The following is a 21,616-nucleotide window of genomic DNA, read 5'->3' on the forward strand; positions in this document are numbered from 1 at the left end:
TGCCCCCTGTGGCGAGGGGATTTATCCCCGCTGGGCTGCGAAGCAGACCTGAAAGCTGCCACTGCGGTGGGTCAGGTTAATGCCCATCTGTCTTTTGGGGCTGCTTCGCAGCCAGCGGGGATAAATCCCCTCGCCACAGATAAATCCCCCTCCATACAGGCCGCTCGCTCCCACAGGATGCCCGCCTGCGATATACTGCCGCGCCTTTTTAGCGTCGCGCCAGCATGCCCGGCGTGCCTTAAGAGGTGTCGTCCGTCGACCGATGCACCCAAACGGGCGGCACCTTATTGAATGTTCCCGTCTTTAGAGAGGAGCGCGACTCATGACCGTGATCAAGCAAGATGACCTGATACAGAGCGTTGCCGACGCCCTGCAGTTCATTTCCTACTACCACCCCGTGGATTTCATCCAGGCGATGCACGAGGCCTACCTGCGCGAAGAATCGCCGGCGGCCCGTGACTCCATGGCGCAGATCCTGATCAACTCGCGCATGTGCGCCACCGGCCATCGGCCGATCTGCCAGGACACCGGCATCGTGACCGTGTTCGTGCGCGTGGGCATGGACGTGCGTTGGGATGGCGCGACCATGAGCCTGGACGACATGATCAACGAGGGCGTGCGTCGCGCCTACAACCTGCCGGAAAACGTTCTGCGCGCTTCCATCCTGGCCGACCCGGCCGGCGCGCGTAAAAACACCAAGGACAACACCCCGGCGGTCATCCACTACTCCATCGTCCCGGGCAACACCGTGGAAGTGGACGTGGCGGCCAAGGGTGGCGGCTCCGAGAACAAGTCGAAGATGGCCATGCTCAACCCGTCCGATTCCATCGTCGACTGGGTGCTCAAAACCGTTCCGACCATGGGCGCCGGCTGGTGCCCACCGGGCATGCTCGGCATCGGCATCGGCGGCACCGCCGAGAAAGCCGCGGTCATGGCCAAGGAAGTCTTGATGGAGTCCATCGACATCCACGAGCTCAAGGCCCGCGGCCCGCAGAACCGTATCGAAGAGATGCGCCTGGAGCTGTTCGAGAAGGTCAACCAACTGGGCATCGGCGCCCAGGGCCTGGGTGGCCTGACCACTGTGCTCGACGTGAAGATCATGGACTACCCGACCCACGCCGCCTCCCTGCCGGTGTGCATGATCCCCAACTGCGCCGCCACCCGTCACGCCCACTTCGTGCTCGACGGCAGCGGCCCGGCGTCGCTGGAAGCGCCTCCGTTGGACGCTTACCCGGAAATCGTCTGGGAAGCCGGTCCGTCGGCTCGTCGCGTCAACCTCGACACCCTGACGCCAGAGGACGTGCAAAGCTGGAAGCCGGGCGAAACCGTGTTGCTCAACGGCAAGATGCTCACCGGCCGCGACGCGGCGCACAAGCGCATGGTCGAGATGCTGAACAAGGGTGAAACCTTGCCAGTGGACCTCAAGGGCCGCTTCATCTACTACGTCGGCCCGGTCGACCCGGTAGGCGATGAAGTCGTCGGCCCGGCCGGCCCGACCACCGCCACGCGGATGGACAAGTTCACCCGCCAGATCCTCGAGCAGACAGGCTTGTTGGGCATGATCGGCAAATCCGAGCGCGGCCCGACCGCTATCGAAGCGATCAAGGACAACAAGGCCGTCTACCTGATGGCCGTCGGCGGTGCCGCTTACCTGGTGGCCCAGGCGATCCGCAAATCCAAGGTCCTGGCGTTCGCTGAACTGGGCATGGAAGCGATCTACGAGTTCGAGGTCAAGGACATGCCGGTGACCGTTGCGGTCGATAGCCAAGGCGAGTCGGTGCACATCACCGGCCCTGCCATCTGGCAGAAAAAGATCAGTGACAGCCTGGCGGTCGAAGTGCAGTAACACGCACTGTGGCGTTATAGAAAAGGCCGGAGGGCAACAACCCCACCGGTCTTTTTTTGTGCTCACAATATTTAATATCCACCACTGATCCCTGTGGGAGCGGGCTTGCTCGCGAAAGCGGTGGATCAGCTTGCATCAATGTTGATGTGCCGGCGTCTTCGCGGGCAAGCCCGCTCCCACAGGATCAGGTGCAGGCCTGAAGTACATGATCGCTCGAAGCAACCGCCATGCTATCGTGCCCGCCCGACTTTCCACTGGTTTACGCCAGCATGCTGCCGACCACCCGTACCTTGCGTCTGTCGTTGTACACCTTGCTGATCCTCGCCGGCGCGGCGGTTGCCGCCACCCTGGCCGTGCGCCACGCCGAACGCGAGGCCTTGGAAGAAGATGCCAGCCGTGCCAGCCAGCAATTGTCACTGTACGCCAATTCGTTGCACACCCTGATCGAACGCTACCGCGCCCTGCCCGCCGTGCTGGCGCTGGATCCGGAGTTGCGCTCGGCCCTCAAGGGACCGGTCAGCGCGGCGCAGCAGGATGCGTTGAATCGCAAGCTCGAACAGATCAATGGTGCCGCCCAGTCATCCACCTTGGAACTGCTCGACCACAGCGGCCTGGCCGTCGCGGCCAGCAACTGGCGCCTACCCAGCAGCTATGTCGGGCACAACTATGGCTTTCGCCCCTATTTCATCCAGACCCGCACCCAGGGCACCGGGCGGTTTTATGCGGTGGGCGTGACCAGCGGCATCCCGGGGTACTTCCTCTCCAGCGCCGTGACCGGCGACAACGGCGAGTTCCTTGGCGCGATGGTGGTGAAGCTGGAATTTCCGGAGCTGGAGCGCGAATGGCGCCAGGGCAGCGACACCCTGCTGGTCAGCGATGCCCGGGGCATCATCTTCATCGCCAACCGCCCGGGCTGGCGTTATCGCCACTTGCAGCCGCTGACCGACAGCGACCGCGCCGAACTCAAGGCCACCCGCCAATACGACAAACAACCGTTGCAAGCCCTGGCCCATGAACCGCTGCGACGCTTCGACGACAACAGCCACCTGGCCCGGGTCGAGGCCCCCGATGGCTCGGCGGATTACCTGTGGGAATCCTTGCCGTTGAGCGCCGAAGGCTGGACCCTGCACTTGCTGCGCCGTCCGCAGATCGCCGTCGAGGACCTGCGCAACGCCGGGCTCGCCGCCGCCGGGTTGTGGCTGGCGCTGGTGTTCCTGTTGCTGTTTCTCAACCAGCGCTGGCGCCTGGCAAAGTTGCGCCAGCGCAGCCGCGAAGAGCTGGAACGGCTGGTGGAGGAGCGGACCCGGGACCTGCGCACCGCCCAGGACGGGCTGGTGCAATCGGCCAAGCTGGCGGCGCTGGGGCAGATGTCGGCAGCCCTGGCCCATGAAATCAACCAACCCTTGACCGCCCAGCGCATGCAATTGGCAACCCTGCGCTTGCTGCTGGATCACGGTCGGGTCGATGACGCCTATAAGGCCCTCAAGCCGGTGGACGACATGCTGACCCGCATGGCCGCCCTCACCGGCCACTTGAAGACGTTTGCCCGCAAAAGCCCCAGCGGCCTGCGCGAACGCCTGGACCTGGCGGCGGTGGTGGACCAGGCGCTGCAATTGCTGGACACGCGCCTGCGGGACGAGCAGGTCAGCACCGTGTTGCACTTGACCCGCCCAGCGTGGGTGCGCGGCGATGCGATCCGCCTCGAACAAGTGTTGATCAACCTGCTGCGCAACGCGCTCGATGCCATGGCCGGCCAGCCCCTCAAGCGCCTGGAAGTGCGCCTGGAGGCCGATGACCAATTGTGGCGCCTGACCGTCAGCGACAGCGGCACCGGCATCGCCCAGGAACACCTGACCCAGGTGTTCGATCCGTTCTTCACCACCAAGCCCGTGGGCGATGGCCTGGGCTTGGGGCTGGCGGTTTCGTTTGCAATCATCCATGAATCCGGCGGACGCCTGAGCGCGGACAACCACGAGAACGGCGCGGTATTCTGCGTGACCTTGCCCATCGATCAGGAGGCACAACTGCATGCTTGATTCAGTCATGGTCGTGGATGACGAAGGCAGCATCCGCAGTGCCGTCGAACAATGGTTGAGCCTGTCGGGGTTCCAGGTGCAGCTGTTCAGTCGCGCCGACGAATGCCTGGCCCGGTTGCCGGAGCATTTCCCCGGGGTGATCCTCAGCGACGTGCGCATGCCCGGCCTCAGCGGCCTGGAGCTACTGGCCGAAGTACGCCGCCGCGACCCGGACCTGCCGGTGATTCTGTTGACCGGCCACGGTGACGTGCCCATGGCCGTCGAGGCCATGCGCGACGGTGCCTACGACTTCCTGGAAAAACCCTTCAGCCCCGAAGCCCTGCTCGGCAGCCTGCGCCGGGCGCTGGACAAGCGCACCCTGGTCCTGGAAAACCGCCGTCTGCATGAACAGGCCGACGCTCGCGCCCGCCTCGATGGCACGCTGCTGGGGGTTTCCCGTGCGCTGCAAAACCTGCGGCGCCAAGTGCTGGACCTGGCGGCACTGCCGGTCAACGTATTGATCCGCGGCGAAACCGGCAGCGGCAAGGAGTTGGTCGCCCGCTGCCTGCACGACTTCGGCCCAAGGGCGAGCAAGCCCTTCGTCGCGTTGAACTGCGCGGCCATTCCCGAACCGCTGTTCGAGGCGGAGCTGTTCGGCCACGAAAGCGGCGCCTTCACCGGCGCCCAGGGCAAGCGCATCGGCAAGCTCGAATACGCCGACGGCGGCACGCTGTTTCTCGACGAAATCGAAAGCATGCCCCTGGCCCAGCAGGTCAAGTTGCTGCGGGTGTTGCAGGAACAGAAGCTCGAACGCCTGGGCTCCAACCAGAGCATCGCCGTGGACCTGCGCATCATCGCCGCCACCAAGCCCGACCTGCTGGACGAAGCCCGGGCCGGGCGTTTTCGCGAAGACCTGGCCTATCGCTTGAACATCGCCGAGCTACGCCTGCCGCCGCTGCGAGAACGGCGCGAGGACATACCCCTGCTGTTCGAACACTTCACCCACAACGCCGCCGAACGCCTGGGCCGCCCCGCCGCGCCCCTGAGCGGCCCGCAGTTGGGCCATCTGCTCAGCCACGACTGGCCGGGAAACGTGCGGGAACTGGCCAACGTCGCCGAACGCCAGGTGTTGGGGTTGGATCAACTGCCCGTCCTGGAGACGGGGCCTGGCCAGTCCCTCGCGGCCCAGCAGGAAGCCTTCGAAGCCCAATGCCTGCGCGCCGCCCTGGCGCGACACAAAGGTGATGTGAAAGCCGTGCTCGAAGAACTGCAACTGCCACGCCGCACCTTCAATGAAAAGATGCAGCGGCACGGGTTGAGTCGGGAGATGTTTTTGTAGGTTTCTGTGGCGCCTGCACTGGCGCCATCGCGAGCAAGCTCGCTCCCAAATTTTGTCCTGTGTCCACATCACCCAGTGGGAGCGAGCCTGCTCGCGATGAGGCCGGAGCAAACACCCCCGAATAAGCGGATTCCCGCTCACCGCCAATCAAAAACAAGCGGATTTCCGCTCACTCAACACCGCAAACCCCTCTAGACCGGCCCTCCAACCGCTGGCACAGCTCCTGCTATAGCCCTGTCAGGCTGCGTTCCCACGCGCTCCACAAAAACAATTAAATGAAGGATCCTTCAATGGACAACTCCAACGCCCTACCCATTGGGTCGGCTGCCGCGCCCGCCCGTGAAAGAACCACCGCCAGCCGGATCAAATCGATCTTCAGCGGCTCGGTCGGCAACATGGTCGAGTGGTATGACTGGTACGTCTACGCCGCGTTCTCGTTGTACTTCGCCAAAGTCTTCTTCCCCAAGGGCGACACCACCGCCCAGTTGCTCAACACCGCCGCGATCTTCGCCGTGGGTTTCCTGATGCGCCCGATCGGCGGCTGGTTGATGGGCCTGTACGCTGACCGCGCCGGGCGCAAACGTGCGTTGATGGCCTCGGTGTACCTGATGTGCTTCGGCTCGCTGATCATTGCCTTGAGCCCCGGCTACGAAACCATCGGCGTCGGCGCGCCGATCCTGCTGGTGTTTGCCCGCCTGCTCCAAGGCCTGTCGGTGGGGGGCGAGTACGGCACCTCGGCAACCTACCTGAGCGAAATGGCGACCAAGGAGCGTCGCGGCTTCTTCTCCAGCTTCCAGTACGTGACCCTGATTTCCGGCCAGCTCATCGCCTTGGGCGTATTGATCGTGCTGCAACAGTTCCTCACCACCGAGCAGCTGTACGCCTGGGGCTGGCGCATCCCGTTCGCCATCGGCGCACTGTGCGCGGTCGTGGCGCTGTACCTGCGGCGCGGCATGGAAGAAACCGAGTCGTTCACCAAGAAAGAGAAGTCCAAGGAAAGCGCCATGCGCACCTTGCTGCGCCATCCCAAGGAACTGATGACCGTGGTCGGCCTGACCATGGGCGGCACGCTGGCGTTCTACACCTACACCACCTACATGCAGAAATACCTGGTGAACACCGTCGGCATGAGCATTTCCGACTCCACCACCATTTCCGCCGCCACGCTGTTCCTGTTCATGTGCCTGCAACCGGTGATCGGCGGGCTGTCGGACAAGATCGGGCGCCGGCCGATCCTGATCGCCTTTGGCATCCTCGGCACCCTGTTCACCGTGCCGATCCTCACCACCCTGCACACCATCCAGACCTGGTGGGGCGCGTTCTTCCTGATCATGGCGGCGCTGATCATCGTCAGCGGCTACACCTCGATCAACGCCGTGGTGAAAGCCGAGCTGTTCCCCACCGAAATCCGCGCCCTGGGCGTCGGCCTGCCCTATGCACTGACCGTGTCGATCTTCGGCGGCACCGCTGAATACATCGCCCTGTGGTTCAAGAGCATCGGCATGGAAACCGGCTACTACTGGTACGTGACGGCCTGCATCGCCGTATCGCTGCTGGTGTACATCACCATGAAAGATACCCGTAAGCATTCGCGGATCGTGACCGACTGATCTCAAGTCGCATGTCGAGTCCTGGCTAAGGTTTACACCTGTTTCAGGGCTGGATCAAAAAGGGGCGTACCTGACGGGGTCGCCCCTTTTTTTGTTCCATGTCTAAAGATTTATCCGACATTAATCTCTGGTTAATGCCTGACCTCCATCCTCATCCTCAACAGAACGCCGTTCGATACGCCGGTAATGGGCCTCATTGACCGTTCTGCGGCAACTTCCAATCAATCTATTTAATCGATTGTTTTTAGCATTTATTTGCGCTTTTTAATCTAATTAGCGAGCGTAATATGAACTCCACACCCAAGGCGCCTAACGCCAAACATTCTGGAGCACGACCATGAAAACCAAACTGATCATCGCCCTGACCCTGTCCGTACTGGCCGCCAATACTTTTGCTGCCGATGGTTTCGACCGCACCAGCTCGGCCATCGCCGCTGATGGCTACGACCGCACTGGCGCTGCTACCCTTGCTGCTGACGGCTTCGACCGCACTAACGGTGCCACCGTTGCCGAAGACGGCTTCGACCGCACTAACGGCGCCACCGTCGCTGAAGACGGCTTCGACCGCACTAACGGCGCTACCGTCGCTGAAGACGGCTTCGATCGCACTAACGGCGCTACCGTCGCTGAAGACGGCTTCGACCGCACTAACGGCGCTACCGTCGCTGAAGACGGCTTCGACCGCACTAACGGCGCCACCGTTGCTGAAGACGGCTTCGACCGCACTAACGGCGCCACCGTCGCTGAAGATGGTTTCGACCGCACTAACGGCGCCACCGTTGCTGAAGACGGCTTCGACCGCACTAACGGCGCCACCGTCGCTGAAGATGGTTTCGACCGCACTGGCGCTGCCGCCATCAGCTAATTGCCACGGAGCCCCTCTCACAGCCCGGCTTCGGCCGGGCTTAGTTGTTTTTGGGATATGCAGAAGAACAGCGGACGCAGGTTTTGCGGAAGCGGTGGCCCAACTTGCAGCAATATTGAATGTTCCGGCGCCTTCGCGAGCGAGCCCATTCCCGCAAGGTTCTCGGTGCTGACAAAAACAGCTGCCCCCTGCACTATCGTCGAACTCTTCAAAATCCATCCCAGGATCTGTACCCAATGCCCGATGACATCCACTTCTACGAACCCGCCAACGGCCACGGCCTGCCCCACGATCCGTTCAACGCCATCGTCGGCCCACGGCCCATCGGCTGGATTTCGTCCCAGGATGGCGAAGGCCGCCTGAACCTGGCGCCCTACAGTTTCTTCAACGCCTTCAATTACATTCCACCGATCATTGGGTTCTCCAGCGTCGGGCGCAAAGACAGCCTGAACAACATCGAACAGACCGGTGAGTTCGCCTGGAACCTGGCCACCCGCCCACTCGCCGAGCAGATGAACCAGAGCTGCGCGATGGTCGGCCCAGAGGTCAATGAGTTCGAACTGGCGGGCCTGACGGCCGCCCCATCACGGGTGATCCAGGTGCCACGCGTCGCCGAAAGCCCGGTGTCTTTCGAATGCAAGGTCACACAGATCATTCAATTGCAGCGGGCGGACAAAGGGCTGGTGCCGAGCTGGCTGATCCTCGGCGAAGTGGTCGCCGTGCATATCGCCCAGTGGCTGCTGAAGGATGGGGTGTACGACACCGCCGCCGCCGAGCCAATTTTGCGCGGGGGTGGGCCGGCGGATTATTTCCAACTGGGGCCTGAGGCGTTGTTCAAGATGCATCGCCCCAAATAGAAGCTTGCCCACCACACTCTGTGGCGAGGGGATTTATCCCCGCTGGGCTGCGGAGCAGCCCCAATACCTTCCTGACACTGAGTTGCCTGGACTGGTTTTAGGGCCGCTTCGCGCCCCAGCGGGGATAAATCCCCTCGCCACAGGTGTAGGTCATCCCAACAGGTGACACGGGTTTACCAGACCAGCCCGCCCTCGTCGTCGACACCCTGGAGATGGGTGAGCTGCACGGCAGCGGCATCATCGGCTTCGGTCGCGGTCTTGAAGCTCTGGTCTTCAAGCACCTTGTTGAAACGTGGCGCACCTGAGCCGCCGATGGCCTTGGTGGCAATGGCGGCGAGGTAACCGCCGCCCTCCTTGGGAACAACGGCGGAAACAGCTTCAAAGGTTTCAAAGGCTTTACGTGCCATCTCTTGTGCATCCTGGCGGTGGAAAATGACGGTCATTAAACCTTCAACCGGCCAGTTTGTGTACCTGTGCCCGGCACCCTTCGGTCGCCTGGGCGGCGGAGACTTCCCTGAAGGTGTGGAAATCCAGGCTGCTCACCACCAGGTCTTGCACCAGCTCGGCGAAAATCGCCATGGCCGGTGAGTTGAAGTAGGCGTCCATCGACGGCTGATTGACCCAGAGCCCGGACACCAGCCACAAATCAGCGTCGCATTGCGATTGCTGCAAGGCAAAGTGCAGGCAGCCGGGCGCCTGGCGCGAAGGCGCGATCAGCGTGCTCAGGCGTGCACCCAGTTGCTTGGAGCAACCACTGCGGGCCCGGACAAAAGCCATGTGGCTGACGGGGATCTGTGTAGTCATGTTCAACCCTCCCAGGTAATCCGTTGTGCAGCCGGGGACAGGCTGCGACAGGATCAAAGGTTAAGCGTCACGACGCCAGCTTCGTTAGTCGATTCCTGCCGACCCGTTGCACAATCCTGCGCATCGGTCGCACAAAATCCACCGTCGAACCGGTTGCCAGGCGTGAACTTGAAACAAAAGGTTTCAAGCAAGTTTCGCCCGCCTTGCCCCGTCATGGCCCATTGCGCCGTGCAGGATCAGGCAAGCTTTTAACAGGATGTTGCTACCGCTGTGCCTTGCACAAACATAAGCTTTGTTCATCGCTCCTATCGCCTGAGGAACCCGGCATGTCGCCACTCGATCACGCCCACGTCCCGCTGGACACGTACCTGGAACAACAGCGCGCCGAACTGGCATCGATCATCGACCGCAACACCAGCGAAGACGGCAGCTACGCCACAGCCATCGGCTCGCTGAACCTGTCGCGGCACAGCCAGCCGCACAAATTCGCCCCGGTGCTGGCGCAACCGGCGCTGTGCATCATGGCCCAGGGCAGCAAACAGGTGCGTCTGGCGGATGAGCTCTTCAACTACGATCCGCTCCATTACCTGGTGGTCTCGGTCTCGATGCCGCTCAGCGGTTGCATCGCCGACGTTTCGCCCGAGCAGCCGATCCTGGCCCTGCGCCTGGACATCGACCCGGCGGAAATCACTGCGTTGATCGCCGATGCCGGCCCATTGGGCGTGCCGACCCGCCCCGCCGGACGTGGGCTGTATGTCGAACGCCTGGACACGCCGATGCTCGACGCTGTGCTGCGTCTGGCACGGCTGCTGGACACGCCGAAGGACATCGCCATGCTCGCGCCCTTGGTGCGCCGGGAAATCCTCTATCGCCTGCTGCGCAGTCCACAAGGCTATCGGCTGTATGAAATCGCCATCGCCAACAGTCAGAGCCATCGCATCAGCCAGGCGATCAAATGGCTCAACGGCCATTTCGAACAGCCGCTGCGCATCGATCACCTGGCCCGGGAAGTGAACCTCAGCGTCTCGACCCTGCATCACCGCTTCAAGGCCATGACGGCCATGAGCCCACTGCAATACCAGAAGCAACTGCGCTTGCAGGAAGCTCGTCGGCTGATGCTGGCCGAAGGGCTGGAAGCTTCGGCGGCGGGGTATCGGGTGGGTTATGAAAGCCCTTCGCAGTTCAGCCGCGAGTACAGCCGATTGTTCGGCGCGCCGCCATTGCGAGATCTGGCGCGGTTGCGGATGACCGTTTGACCTGGGTTTTGCGTTGACTGGGCGGGCCCCATCGCGAGCAAGCTCGCTCCCACACTGAGTCTGTAGTGAACAGAGAACCTGTGTTCACTAAGGATCCCTGTGGGAGCGAGCTTGCTCGCGATGAGGCCAGTAAAAACACCTCAACACTTCGATGTCCAAACACCCTGGTCAATCTCAATCAATGTCGGTCCCTGCCGCTCGCGGGCCGCCAGCAACGCGGCACGCAGCGACGGCACATCGTCGATGGCTTGGGCAAAGCAGCCCAAGGCCTTGGCGACGCCGATGAAATCCGGGGTGTAGATGTCCACCCCTACCGGTTCGATGGCGCGGTTGAGCATGTATTTCTTGATCTCTTCGTAGCCTTGGTTATTCCACAGCAGCACGATCACCGGTGTGCGCGCTTCCACGGCGCTGGCCAGTTCCGGCAGGGTGAACTGCAACCCGCCGTCGCCGATCAGGCACACCACCGCGGGGCGGCCGTGGCCCAGGTCCTTGCCGCCGAGCCAGGCGCCGATGGCCGCCGGCAACGCGTAGCCAAGGGTGCCGTAGCCGGTGGAGGAATTGAACCAGCGGCGCGGCTGCTCCGGGTTGAACGTCAGGTTGCCGGTGTACACCGGTTGCGTGGAATCGCCGACGAACACCGCCTCCGGTAGCGTCTGCAAGACCGTCTCGAGAAACACGGTCTGGGCGCGGGTCGCAGCGTCCCAACTGCCTTGAAGCTCCGCGCGCAATCGGGCGGCACGCGCCGGTCCCCAATCGGCTTGGCGTTCGGCCAAGGGTCGCCGGTCCAATTCGTCGAGCAGGGCCCGGGCGGCGACACCAGCGTCGGCCACCAGCGCCAGGTGCGGCGGGTAGTTGCGCACGGTCTGGTCCGGGTCGATGTCGATGCGCAGCAGCGCACCGGGAATCTCGAAGCCACCGGCAAAGGTAATGTCGTAATCGGTTTCGGCCAGTTCGGTGCCGATGGCCAGTACCACGTCCGCCTCGGCCACCAACGCACGGGTGGCCACCAGGCTCTGGGTGGAGCCGATCAGCAACGGATGACGCGCAGGAAGCAGGCCTTTGGCATTGATGGTCAACGCCACTGGCGCGCCGAGACGTTCGGCCAGTTCGGTCAATTCGGTCCTCGCGTCAATGGCCCCGCCACCGACCAGGATCAGAGGCCGCCGAGCCGTCGCCAGCAGGTCGGCCATTTGTTTTACCGCAGCCGGTGCTGCACCGGCGCGGCTGATATTCACCGGCACGCTGGCGAGCAAGGCATTGGCGTCTTCGACCAAAACGTCCAGCGGGATTTCAATGTGCACTGGTCGCGGGCGCCCGGCCTGGAACACCGCGAACGCCCGGGCCAGCACGCCGGGCAATTCGGCGGCGGACATCAGCGTGTGGGAAAACGCCGCGACACCGCCTACCAACGCAGACTGGTTCGGCAGTTCATGCAGCTTGCCACGACCGCCGCCCAACTGGCTGCGCGACTGCACGCTGGAGATCACCAGCATCGGGATCGAATCGGCGTAGGCCTGGCCCATGGCGGTGGTGATGTTGGTCATGCCCGGACCGGTGATGATGAAACACACGCCGGGCTTACCGCTGACCCGGGCGTAACCGTCGGCCATGAAACCTGCGCCCTGTTCATGACGCGGCGTCACATGGCGGATACTGGAACGGGCCAGCCCGCGGTACAACTCGACGGTGTGCACACCGGGAATGCCGAACACCTGCTCCACGCCATACGCTTGGAGTAACTTGACCAATACTTCGCCGCACGTCGCCATTGCCATTGCCTTTTTCTGGTCGGGTAAAGGGCCGCGCAGCCCATGGAACGGGCCCCTTTTGTCTTGGAGATGGCGTTATTGGAACGGGCGGGGCATGGCGACAACAATGGATAAAAAGTCATACTAGCCATGTCCTCACGTCATGGCTTGGATCGAAATGAAACGACTCCCCCCGTTGCCGGCGCTGCACACATTTCTGATCACGGCCCAATGCTGCAACTTCACCCGGGCCGCCGAGCAACTGCATATCACCCAGGGCGCGGTGAGCCGGCAGATCGCCGGGCTGGAAGATCACTTGGGTTATGCGTTGTTCCAGCGCCAGGCACGCGGCCTGAGCCTGACCGCCGAGGGCCAGGCGTGGCTGCCACGGGTGCAGCAGGTGTTCAGCCTGATCGGCGAAGCGGTCCAGCAGATCGGCGAAAAGCGCCAGACCCTACAGCTCAAGGCCCCGACCTGTGTGATGCGCTGGTTGCTGCCGCGCCTGTTGCAATGGCAAAAGGAACGACCGGACGTGCCGGTGGAATTGACCACCACGGTCAAGCACGGCGTGGATTTCCAGCGCGAAGCCTTCGACGCCGCGGTGGTCTATGGCCCACCACCGGATGCCTCGCTGGCGTGCCTGCACCTGTTCGATGAACAGCTAACGCCTGTCTGCTCTCGATCGACCCTGCAAGGACCGGTGCCGCTGCATGAACCCGCCGACCTGCAGCACCACTTGCTGTTGCACCCGGCCCTTGACGAGCGCGACTGGAACGCCTGGCTGGCGGCGGCCGATGTGCACTTGAACCACGTCAGCAAGGGCCAGCATTTCGAAACCCTGGACCTGGCGATGTCCATGGCCTCCCAGGGCACGGGCGTGGCGATTGGCGACTGGTCGCTGATCGGCGACGACCTGAGTGCCGGCCGGCTGGTGATGCCGTTCGAACTGAAGGTCAAGACCGGGCTGGGTTATCACCTGGTGCACCCGCGCAAGCCCCAGGCCTCGGCGCCGTTGCTGGAGTTGATGGACTGGTTGGTGGCGCAGGCGCAGGTGCGGTAGCGACTGCCCATTCGAGGGTGAATGAAACTGTGGCGAGGGAGCTTGCTCCCTCGCCACAAAAGCCAGCCATCAGGGTTATCAGAGCAGATTCGGCGCCTGCACCGGTTCGATCTGCGCCCAATGGGACGTGTCTTCGCGGTGCTGCTGCAGGTACGGCAACACCGCCCCCAGCAACGGCGCCTTGAACGCGTCCTGGAAGCGATGAGCCAGGCCCGGGATCAGTTTCAGTTGGCTGCCTTGGATGTGCGCCGCCAAGTGCACGCCGTGCATCACCGGCAGCAACGGGTCGGCGGTGCCGTGGACGACCAGGGTTGGCACCCGCAGTTGATTGAGCAGTGCTACCCGGCTCGGCTCGGCCATGATCGCCATGATCTGGCGCTTCACGCCTTCGGGGTTGAAGGCCCGGTCATAGGCCAGTGCAGCCTGATGCAGCAAGGCCTGGCGATCATCCACCACCATCGGGCTGCCCAACGCGGCCAGCAGATCGGCCTGCTGTTCAAGGGCCATTTCGCGATTCGGAGCACCGCGCCGGGACAACAGTTGCACCAATCTTTCGCTGGGCGCAGGCAAGCCGGCGGCACTGGAACTGGTCATGATCAGGGTCAGGCTTTCAACCCGCTCAGGCGCCATGGCCGCCATGTGCTGGGCGATCATCCCGCCCATGCTCGCGCCCAGTACGTGGAAGCTTTGCACATGCAACGCGTCCATCAGCCCGAGCCCGTCGTCGGCCATGTCGGTGAGGGTATAGGGCGCGGCCACGGGCAAGCCGAGTTTGTAGCGCAGGGCTTCGAAGGTCAGGTTGGCGCTGCCGGGCGTCTGGCGCCAGGTGCTCAGGCCGACATCGCGGTTATCGTAGCGAATCACCCGGAAACCCTGCTCGCACAGGGCGACCACCACTTCGTCCGGCCAATGGATCAACTGCCCACCCAGGCCCATCACCAACAGCAATGCAGGATCCGAGGCACGGCCAATGCTCTGGTAGGCCAGGCTGACCTGATCCAGATCGACCCGTTGGGTCGCAACATTGACATCGCAACGAGACGCCGCCATCGACGGCAGGCCGAAAAACAACGCGGCCAGGAAAATAAGTACACGCATGAAGAAACACCGAAACGCAGAACCCCAGTAGAACGCGAGTCTGATGAAGTTTGTTCAAGCGCGCTGCCACAGTTGCGTGACAGTTTGATGAAGATTGCCGAGTGGTGATGGTTGCCCGGTCAAGGGGAGCAATAAAACCGAATACTACCCCTTGTGGCGAGGGGATTTATCCCCGCTGGGCTGCGAAGCAGCCCCAGAAAAAGCTGGACGCAATCCACCTGATACAACAAGGCGCCTGGCTTCAGGGCTGCTTCGCAGCCCAACGGGGATAAATCCCCTCGCCACAGGGTGCAAGGTCACAGGGAGGTGCAAACCTCGTGGGGCCTCAGGCCAACTGGCTCCGCAACTGCCGCGCCGCCGCCACCATGTTCACCAGCGCCGCTTCCGTCTCTGGCCAGCCCCGGGTCTTCAGCCCGCAGTCAGGGTTGATCCACAGCCGCTCGGCGGCGATGCGTTTCACCGCCTTGCTCATCAGCGCAACCATCTCTGCGGTGTCCGGCACCCGTGGCGAGTGGATGTCGTAGACGCCCGGGCCGATGTCGTTCGGGTAGTCGAATGCCTCGAATGCTTCCAGCAACTCCATGTCCGAACGGGAAGTCTCGATGGTGATGACATCGGCGTCCAGGTCGGCGATGGCCTTGATCACGTCATTGAACTCGCTGTAGCACATGTGGGTATGGATCTGGGTGTCATCACCCACGCCCGATGCGCACAAGCGGAAAGCCTCCACGGCCCAGTCCAGGTAGTGCTGCCATTGCCCGCGACGCAGTGGCAGCCCTTCGCGGAACGCCGCCTCGTCGATCTGCACGATTTTGATCCCGGCCTTTTCCAGGTCCAGCACCTCGTCGCGCAGGGCCAGGGCCAGTTGTCGGGCCTGGACCTGGCGCGACACGTCTTCGCGGGGGAACGACCACATCAGCATGGTCACGGGACCGGTGAGCATGCCTTTCATGACCTTGTCGGTCAGGCTTTGCGCGTAACGGATCCAGTCGACGGTCATGGCTTTCGGACGGCTGATGTCGCCGTAGATGATCGCCGGTTTCACGCAACGTGAGCCGTAACTCTGTACCCAGCCGAAACGGGTGAAGGCGTAGCCGTCCAGTTGCTCGGCAAAGTATTCCACCATGTCGTTGCGTTCGGCTTCACCGTGCACCAGCACGTCCAGGCCCAGGCGTTCCTGGATCTGCACGGCGTGGCGGATCTCGGTGTGCATGGCGTCCTGATAATCGTTGGCCGACAACTTGCCCTGCTTGTAGGCCTGACGGGCCAGGCGAATGGCCGGAGTCTGTGGGAAGGAACCGATGGTGGTGGTAGGAAAGACCGGCAGCGCCAGGCGTGCGCGCTGGCGTTCGATGCGCTGGGCAAACGGCGAATGCCGCTGGCTGTCCTGTGGCCCGATCGCCGACAGACGCGCCTGGACCTCGGCTTTGTGAATGCGCGCCGAGCCGGCGCGACGGGCCTGCACCTCGCGGCTGTCGCTCAACGCCTGTTGCACGGCGGGTGCCTGTGGATCGTTCAGTGCATCGCGCAGCACCGCGACTTCACCGCACTTCTGCACGGCAAAGGCAAGCCAGCTCTTGAGTTCGGGGTCGAGCCGGTCCTCACGCTCCAGGTCCACCGGGCTGTGCAACAACGAGCACGAGGTGCTGACCCAAAGGTTGTCGCCAAAGCGCTCCTGGGCCGGTTGCAATTGCGCCAGCGCCTGTTCCAGTTCGCAGCGCCAGACGTTGCGACCGTTGACCAGGCCCACCGAGAGAATCTTGTAGGTCGGCAGGCGGTCCAGCACCTGGCCCAGTTGTTCCGGGTCACGTACCGCGTCGATGTGCAAGCCGTCCACCGGCAGGCTCACCGCCAGCCCGAGGTTGTCTTGCAGGCCACTGAAATAGGTGGCCACGAGTTTTTTCAACGGCGAGTACTGGAGGATGTGATAAGCCCGCTCGAAGGCGCTCCTCCAGGCCAGGGGCAGGTCGAGGGTGAGGATCGGCTCGTCGATCTGCACCCACTCCACGCCCTGGGCCTTGAGGCGGTTGAGGATTTCACCGTAGACCGGCAGCAGGCGCTCCAGCAGGCCGAGCTTGTCGAACGCCTCGCCCTTGGCCTTGCCCAGCCACAAGTAGGTCAACGGGCCGATGATCACCGGTTTGACCTGATGGCCCAAGGCATGGGCCTCGTCCACTTCGTCGAACAACTGTTCCCAGCTCAGGGCAAAGGTCTGGTCGGCGGAAAACTCCGGGACCAGATAGTGGTAGTTGGTGTCGAACCACTTGGTCAGCTCCTGGGCGTATTGCGCCTGGCCGCGCTCGGCACCGCAGCAACTGGCCGTGGCACCACGGGCCATGGCGAACAGGGTGTCGAGGGTCGGCCGACCCTGGGCATTCAAGGTGCCGTGGAAACGTTGCGGGACGGCGCCCAGGGTCAAGGTGTGGCTGAGCACCTGGTCGTACCAGGCAAAGTCGCCGACCGGCAGCAGGTCGATGCCGGCGTCTTTCTGCAGTTGCCAGTGCCGCGCCCGCAGTTCACGACCCACGGTTTGCAAGGCAGCCGGGGCCAGGTCGCCCTTCCAGTAGGCTTCGAGGGCTTTCTTCAGTTCGCGGTCGGCGCCGATGCGGGGAAAACCGAGGGTGTGGGCCAGGGCCATGGTGTGCGTCCTCCTGTAAAAGATGGCGCCATTGTCGACAGCTCGACCTGCATGAGACAAACTCAACCTTTTCGTGTTGATCACAAGTTTTACTCATGGAGCAACTCCGGTGCTTGAACTCCGTCACCTCAAGACCCTGCACGCCCTGCGCGAAGCCGATAGCCTGGTCGAAGCCGCCGAACGCCTGCACTTGACCCAGTCCGCCCTCTCCCACCAGTTCAAAGAACTGGAAGAGCGCCTGGGCATGCAGTTGTTCGTACGCAAGACCAAGCCCGTACGTTTCACTAGCGCCGGCCTGCGCCTGTTGCAACTGGCCGATGCCGCCCTGCCGTTACTGCGCAGTGCTGAACGGGACATCGCCCGCTTGGCGGGCGGCACCGCCGGACGCCTGCACATGGCCATCGAGTGCCATAGCTGCTTCCAATGGTTGATGCCAACCATCGACCAGTTCCGCGATGCCTGGCCGGAAGTCGAGCTGGACCTGGCCTCGGGTTTCGCCTTCGCCCCCTTGCCGGCCTTGGCCCGGGGCGATCTCGATTTGGTGGTGACCTCCGACCCGCTGGAACTGGCCGGCATCACGTACGTGCCGCTGTTCACCTACGAAGCGATGCTCGCCGTCGCCAACCAGCATCGGTTGGCGGGCAAGCCCTACATCGTGCCCGAGGACCTGATCAGCGAAACCCTGATCACCTACCCGGTGGAGCGCGACCGGCTGGACATTTTCACCCGTTTCCTGGAACCGGCCGACATCGAACCGGCCCAAGTGCGCACGTCCGAGCTGACCGTGATGATGATGCAACTGGTGGCCAGCGGTCGTGGCGTCTGCGGCATGCCGCACTGGGCGCTGCATGAATACAGCTCGCGGGGCTACGTGAAGGCCAAGCGGCTGGGGGAGAAAGGTTTGTTCGCCACGCTGTACGCGGCGGTGCGCACCGACATGCTCGACGCGCCGTACATGCGCGATTTTTTGCTGACGGCCAAGGACACGTCGTTTTCCACACTCGACGGTGTCAGTGCCGTTCGGTGAAGCGCATTCCTTGTGGCGAGGGGATTTATCCCCGTTGGGCTGCGAAGCGGCCCTAAAGCAGCGAACTCAATCTTCCGGCCCCACCGAGTCTCCTGGTTTGGGGGCTGCTTCGCAGCCCAGCGGGGATAAATCCCCTCGCCACAAATAAAGCTCAACAGTCATGGCCGATTGGTTTACAGCTCGAGCCACATGTGGATTTTGTCGAGGTACTCGTCGCCCACGCGGATCGCCATCGGTTCGAGACCGTACAGGACGAAACCGCAGCGCTGGTAGAGCTTGAGCGCCGGGTCGTTGCCCGCGGTGACGGTCAGTTGCACCAGGCGCAGGAAGGTGTGGCGCCGAGCTTCGTCGAGTGCCGCCTGCACCAGTTGGTAGCCGAGGCCCCGATGGCGATGTGCGTCGGCGACGTACATACCGAACAGCAGCGCCTTGTGCCGGGCTTTTTCCCGGGGTTCCAGGGCCAGGCCGACGATACCGACCAGTTCTTGCTCGACAAACGCCCCCAACAGCACATCGAGCCGGCTGCCCAGGCGTGACTCCCACCAGTTGATGGGCAACTTCGCCCGTTCGCCGACGCTGGAGGTGAAGGCCTGGGGGTGCAAGGCGTACGCCTGGAGCATCAGCTCACGATACACCAGGGCATCGCCGGCCCGCAGGCGTCGAATGTTCACGCTGAACGCCGTTGCTCAAGCATCAGGCGCAGCGCCAGGGCACCGAGGACAAACCCCATGAAGTAGCGCTGCACCGCCAGCCAGCGCGGATTGTGGACAAACCACGAGGCAATGCCGGCGGCGAACAGGGCGATCAGCAGGTTGACGCTGAAACTGACGCTGATCTGGGTCAGCCCGAGGATGATGCTCTGGGTGAACAGCGAACCGTGTTCCGGGCTGATGAACTGCGGGAACACCGACAGATAGAACACCGCGATCTTGGGGTTCAGCGCACTGGTGAGAAAGCCCATGGTGATCAGTTTGCGTGTCGAGTCCGCCGGCAACTGCTGGGCCTCGAAGGGCGAACGCGCGCCCGGCCTCACCGCCTGCCAGGCCAGCCACAACAGGTACAGCGCGCCAGCCCACTTCAACATTTCATAGGCCATGGGCACCGCCAGGAATACCGCCGTCAGCCCCGCAGCGGCGGCGAACATGTGCACGAAGAACCCCGCCACCACGCCCAACAGCGACGTGACGCCGGCCTTGCGGCCCTGGCAGATCGAACGGGAAATCAGGTAGATCATGTTCGGGCCGGGCGTCAGCACCATCAGTAACGCCGCGGCGGCGAAAATCAACAGGTCCGGCAGTGGAATCATGGGCGTCAGTCCTTGAGGCATGAATCAGCAAGTGGCGAGGTGTGTCGCTCGATAAAACGGCAGGATCACCTCGCCTGTCAACGGTGCGAGTACAAGATCGCTGTCGCCGGCCGGGTCGATCCAGCACACCTCTTCGATTTCGGCCGCCGGCGAAACCGGGGCGTCGATGTTCAGCAAAAACACCTCGGCCTGCACGATAAACCCCGGTTCGTTGGCCGCCGGCGCGCTGAACACGCCCAGGTGGTGGGCCTGGGCCGGGTCGATCCGCAACCCAAGCTCTTCCTCCAGCTCCCGAGCCAGCGCCTGCAACGGTTGTTCATGGGCCTCGATCTTGCCCCCCGGCTGCATGAAGGCCCGGGTGCCGCGCTTGCGCACCAGCAGGGTTCGCCCGTCCGGCCCGAGCAACAGGGCGGCGGCGATGCGGATGAGGGAAGTGGTCATGATGAGTCAAAGCCTTGGGCAGAAAAATGCCAGGGAGATTACAGACCAAAGCCCCAGGGGCAAAGCCTGGGCTGGACTGAAATCAACACATTCCCCCTGTGGGAGCGAGCTCGCTCGCGATAGCGTCCGGTCAGTCGACACTGCAGTCACTGACACTCCGCTATCGCGAGCAAGCTCGCTCCCACAGTTTGAACAGTGGCATCTTCAGAACCGCATCACCCCAACATCGGCTTCGGCGCCGAAGGATCGGCCTGTTCTTCGGGGATCTTCACGAACACGCTGTACCGGGCCCCTTCCATCGATTCGAAGGCGATGAGCTTTTCCACCAGCGGACCGCTCAGGACCTTGCCGGCGTTGAGCAGCAGCATGCCGTTGTCGGCGTTGAGGTTGCGCGCCAGGATCATGCCAGCCGCCAGCTCCCGGGTGGACATGACCTTCACCGTAGGGTCCGACAAGGTCACGTCTTCCAGGTACTCGCCGCAGGCCTTGATGAAGTCCTCGACCATGTCCGGGTCGTACAGCTTGCCGGCGTATTTGCGGATGTAGACCAGCGCTTCGTCGCTGTTCATCTGTCGTTCGAGGATCAACCCGCGCTGCAGCTCGATGAAATCCACCGCCAGTTTCAACAGTCGCGAGCCGAAGGGAATAGCTTCCCCTTTGAGGTGCTCTGGGAAACCGCTGCCGTCCCAGCGCTCCTGGTGATGGCGGATGATCCGGGCCGCGTCCTTCATCGGGTCCAGGGTCATCAGCAGCGATTCGCTCTGCTTCGGATAGGCCCGATAGAGATCGAGCTCATTGTGGTGCAGCAAGTCGGCGGGCGTGACCATCATATTGTCGGTCCAGCTCAGCTTGCCGATGTTGTAGAGCGCCGCGGCCATGGTCAGGTCGCGGTCGGTGGACTCATCGAGGAAATGCAGCCGGCTGTAGACCCTGATCAACTCGATGATCTGCCGGTTGGTCTGCTTGGCCTTGGGCAGGCGCAGGTTGGCGATCAGCGAAAACACCTCGGTGCTGGTCACATAACTGCGCTTGAGCTCGTCGTAGGCCAGGTCGAGCATGTCGGCGGTCTGCTGCAACTCGGAGGTGCGCGACGCCACGCGTTTTTCCAGGGTGGCGTTCAGGGTCTTGAGTTGCTGGTTCTGCTCGCGGTTCAGCGCTTCGAGGCGCTGGCGCTCGCTTTCGGAATGCTGGTGGGCCAGGGCCTGGCGCAAGGCCTGCACCAGCTCCTCATCGTTCCAGGGCTTGCTGAGGTAGCGATAGAGCTGCCCCTCGTTGATGGCCTTGGTCATCATGTCCACATCGGCATAACCGGTGAGCAGGATACGCAACGTCGATGGATACAACTTGCGGATCTCGGCCAGCAACGTAGCACCGTCCATGTTCGGCATGCGCGCGTCGGTCATCACCAGGTCGACCGGCCGTTCCTTGAGAATCTCCAGGGCCTTGGCGCCACTGTCGGCCAGCAGGATCTCGTACGGCTGGCTGCGCAATAGCCGACGCAGGCTATTGAGAATCGATTCTTCGTCATCGACGAGCAGCACCGTCGGCTTCTTTACCGGAACGTCCGGCGATTGATCTTCCATTTGAAACCCCCTCCTGTTCACGGCAACCGTTCTACCTTAGCCCCAAAATACAGGCTAGTAGATTGCGAAAATTTCGACACATTTGCCATCAGTGGCCGAGCGCATCGCGATGAGGCGACT

18 protein-coding genes are annotated in these 21,616 nt (G+C 62.8%); 9 read left to right on the forward strand and 9 right to left on the reverse strand.

The window, feature by feature from the left end; all coding sequences use genetic code 11:
- The first annotated feature begins 322 nt into the window (after nt 1-322).
- The 6 genes from AB7M32_RS27025 to AB7M32_RS27050 all read left to right on the forward strand — a co-directional run bounded on the left by AB7M32_RS27025 (nt 323) and on the right by AB7M32_RS27050 (nt 8,532).
- Entirely contained in the window at nt 323-1,846 is a 1,524-nt protein-coding gene (locus AB7M32_RS27025) for a fumarate hydratase (protein WP_454251904.1), read from the forward strand.
- Between the two features lie 269 nt (nt 1,847-2,115).
- A complete protein-coding gene (locus AB7M32_RS27030) occupies nt 2,116-3,882 on the forward strand; it encodes a sensor histidine kinase (protein WP_454251905.1) in 1,767 nt (588 codons plus the stop codon).
- Nucleotides 3,875-5,200: a sigma-54-dependent transcriptional regulator gene (locus tag AB7M32_RS27035; protein WP_454251906.1), complete on the forward strand. Its 1,326-nt coding sequence runs from the start codon at nt 3,875-3,877 to the stop codon at nt 5,198-5,200. Before AB7M32_RS27030 ends, AB7M32_RS27035 begins: the two co-directional genes overlap by 8 nt.
- A 290-nt stretch (nt 5,201-5,490) precedes the next feature.
- Nucleotides 5,491-6,810, forward strand: a complete 1,320-nt coding sequence (locus AB7M32_RS27040) for an MFS transporter (protein ID WP_454251907.1) — start codon at nt 5,491-5,493, stop codon at nt 6,808-6,810.
- A 337-nt stretch (nt 6,811-7,147) separates the two neighbouring features.
- Entirely contained in the window at nt 7,148-7,675 is a 528-nt protein-coding gene (locus AB7M32_RS27045) for a heme utilization protein (RefSeq protein WP_454251908.1), read from the forward strand.
- A gap of 236 nt (nt 7,676-7,911) precedes the next feature.
- Entirely contained in the window at nt 7,912-8,532 is a 621-nt protein-coding gene (locus AB7M32_RS27050) for a flavin reductase family protein (protein WP_092473084.1), read from the forward strand.
- 173 nt (nt 8,533-8,705) lie between these two features.
- Here AB7M32_RS27050 and AB7M32_RS27055 read toward each other — a convergent pair whose 3' ends face one another.
- Complete coding sequence (locus AB7M32_RS27055) at nt 8,706-8,939, reverse strand: hypothetical protein (RefSeq protein WP_454252207.1); 234 nt, start codon at nt 8,937-8,939, stop codon at nt 8,706-8,708.
- A 43-nt stretch (nt 8,940-8,982) separates the two neighbouring features.
- A complete protein-coding gene (locus AB7M32_RS27060; RefSeq protein ID WP_060740859.1) occupies nt 8,983-9,336 on the reverse strand; it encodes a putative quinol monooxygenase in 354 nt (117 codons plus the stop codon).
- Between the two features lie 326 nt (nt 9,337-9,662).
- Between AB7M32_RS27060 and AB7M32_RS27065 the strand changes: the two genes are divergently transcribed.
- Nucleotides 9,663-10,592, forward strand: coding sequence for an AraC family transcriptional regulator (locus AB7M32_RS27065; RefSeq protein WP_072409064.1), 930 nt, complete (start codon nt 9,663-9,665; stop codon nt 10,590-10,592).
- Between the two features lie 140 nt (nt 10,593-10,732).
- Here the strand turns inward: AB7M32_RS27065 and AB7M32_RS27070 are convergent, their stop codons facing one another.
- Nucleotides 10,733-12,364 carry a 5-guanidino-2-oxopentanoate decarboxylase gene (locus tag AB7M32_RS27070; protein ID WP_454252208.1) on the reverse strand — a complete coding sequence of 544 codons (1,632 nt, stop codon included), beginning with the start codon at nt 12,362-12,364 and terminating at the stop codon, nt 10,733-10,735.
- A 157-nt stretch (nt 12,365-12,521) separates the two neighbouring features.
- Between AB7M32_RS27070 and AB7M32_RS27075 the strand changes: the two genes are divergently transcribed.
- The gene (locus tag AB7M32_RS27075) at nt 12,522-13,403 is read left to right on the forward strand and encodes a LysR substrate-binding domain-containing protein (RefSeq protein WP_454251909.1); all 882 of its coding nucleotides are present in this window, start codon (nt 12,522-12,524) and stop codon (nt 13,401-13,403) included.
- A 78-nt stretch (nt 13,404-13,481) separates the two neighbouring features.
- Here AB7M32_RS27075 and AB7M32_RS27080 read toward each other — a convergent pair whose 3' ends face one another.
- On the reverse strand, nt 13,482-14,501 hold the full coding sequence (locus AB7M32_RS27080) for an alpha/beta fold hydrolase (protein ID WP_454251910.1): 1,020 nt from the start codon (nt 14,499-14,501) through the stop codon (nt 13,482-13,484).
- A gap of 325 nt (nt 14,502-14,826) precedes the next feature.
- Complete coding sequence (gene metE / locus AB7M32_RS27085; RefSeq protein ID WP_454251911.1) at nt 14,827-17,139, reverse strand: 5-methyltetrahydropteroyltriglutamate--homocysteine S-methyltransferase; 2,313 nt, start codon at nt 17,137-17,139, stop codon at nt 14,827-14,829.
- 109 nt (nt 17,140-17,248) lie between these two features.
- On the opposite strand from metE, the gene metR reads away from it, so the two are divergent.
- Nucleotides 17,249-18,166 (forward strand): transcriptional regulator MetR, encoded by a 918-nt coding sequence (gene metR, locus AB7M32_RS27090; RefSeq protein WP_060740854.1) that lies wholly within the window; start codon nt 17,249-17,251, stop codon nt 18,164-18,166.
- 173 nt (nt 18,167-18,339) lie between these two features.
- On the opposite strand, the gene AB7M32_RS27095 is transcribed toward metR, so the two are convergent.
- The 4 genes from AB7M32_RS27095 to AB7M32_RS27110 all read right to left on the reverse strand — a co-directional run bounded on the left by AB7M32_RS27095 (nt 18,340) and on the right by AB7M32_RS27110 (nt 21,496).
- Nucleotides 18,340-18,837, reverse strand: coding sequence for an N-acetyltransferase family protein (locus AB7M32_RS27095; RefSeq protein WP_454251912.1), 498 nt, complete (start codon nt 18,835-18,837; stop codon nt 18,340-18,342).
- Complete coding sequence (locus AB7M32_RS27100) at nt 18,834-19,472, reverse strand: LysE family translocator (protein WP_454251913.1); 639 nt, start codon at nt 19,470-19,472, stop codon at nt 18,834-18,836. The genes AB7M32_RS27095 and AB7M32_RS27100 overlap by 4 nt, the downstream gene beginning before the upstream one ends.
- Nucleotides 19,473-19,496: 24 nt before the next feature.
- Nucleotides 19,497-19,913, reverse strand: coding sequence for an NUDIX hydrolase (locus AB7M32_RS27105; protein ID WP_454251914.1), 417 nt, complete (start codon nt 19,911-19,913; stop codon nt 19,497-19,499).
- Between the two features lie 215 nt (nt 19,914-20,128).
- Nucleotides 20,129-21,496: an HD domain-containing phosphohydrolase gene (locus tag AB7M32_RS27110; RefSeq protein ID WP_454251915.1), complete on the reverse strand. Its 1,368-nt coding sequence runs from the start codon at nt 21,494-21,496 to the stop codon at nt 20,129-20,131.
- Nucleotides 21,497-21,616 lie beyond the last annotated feature (120 nt).

The organism is Pseudomonas sp. R151218B TE3479, assembly GCF_053629195.1.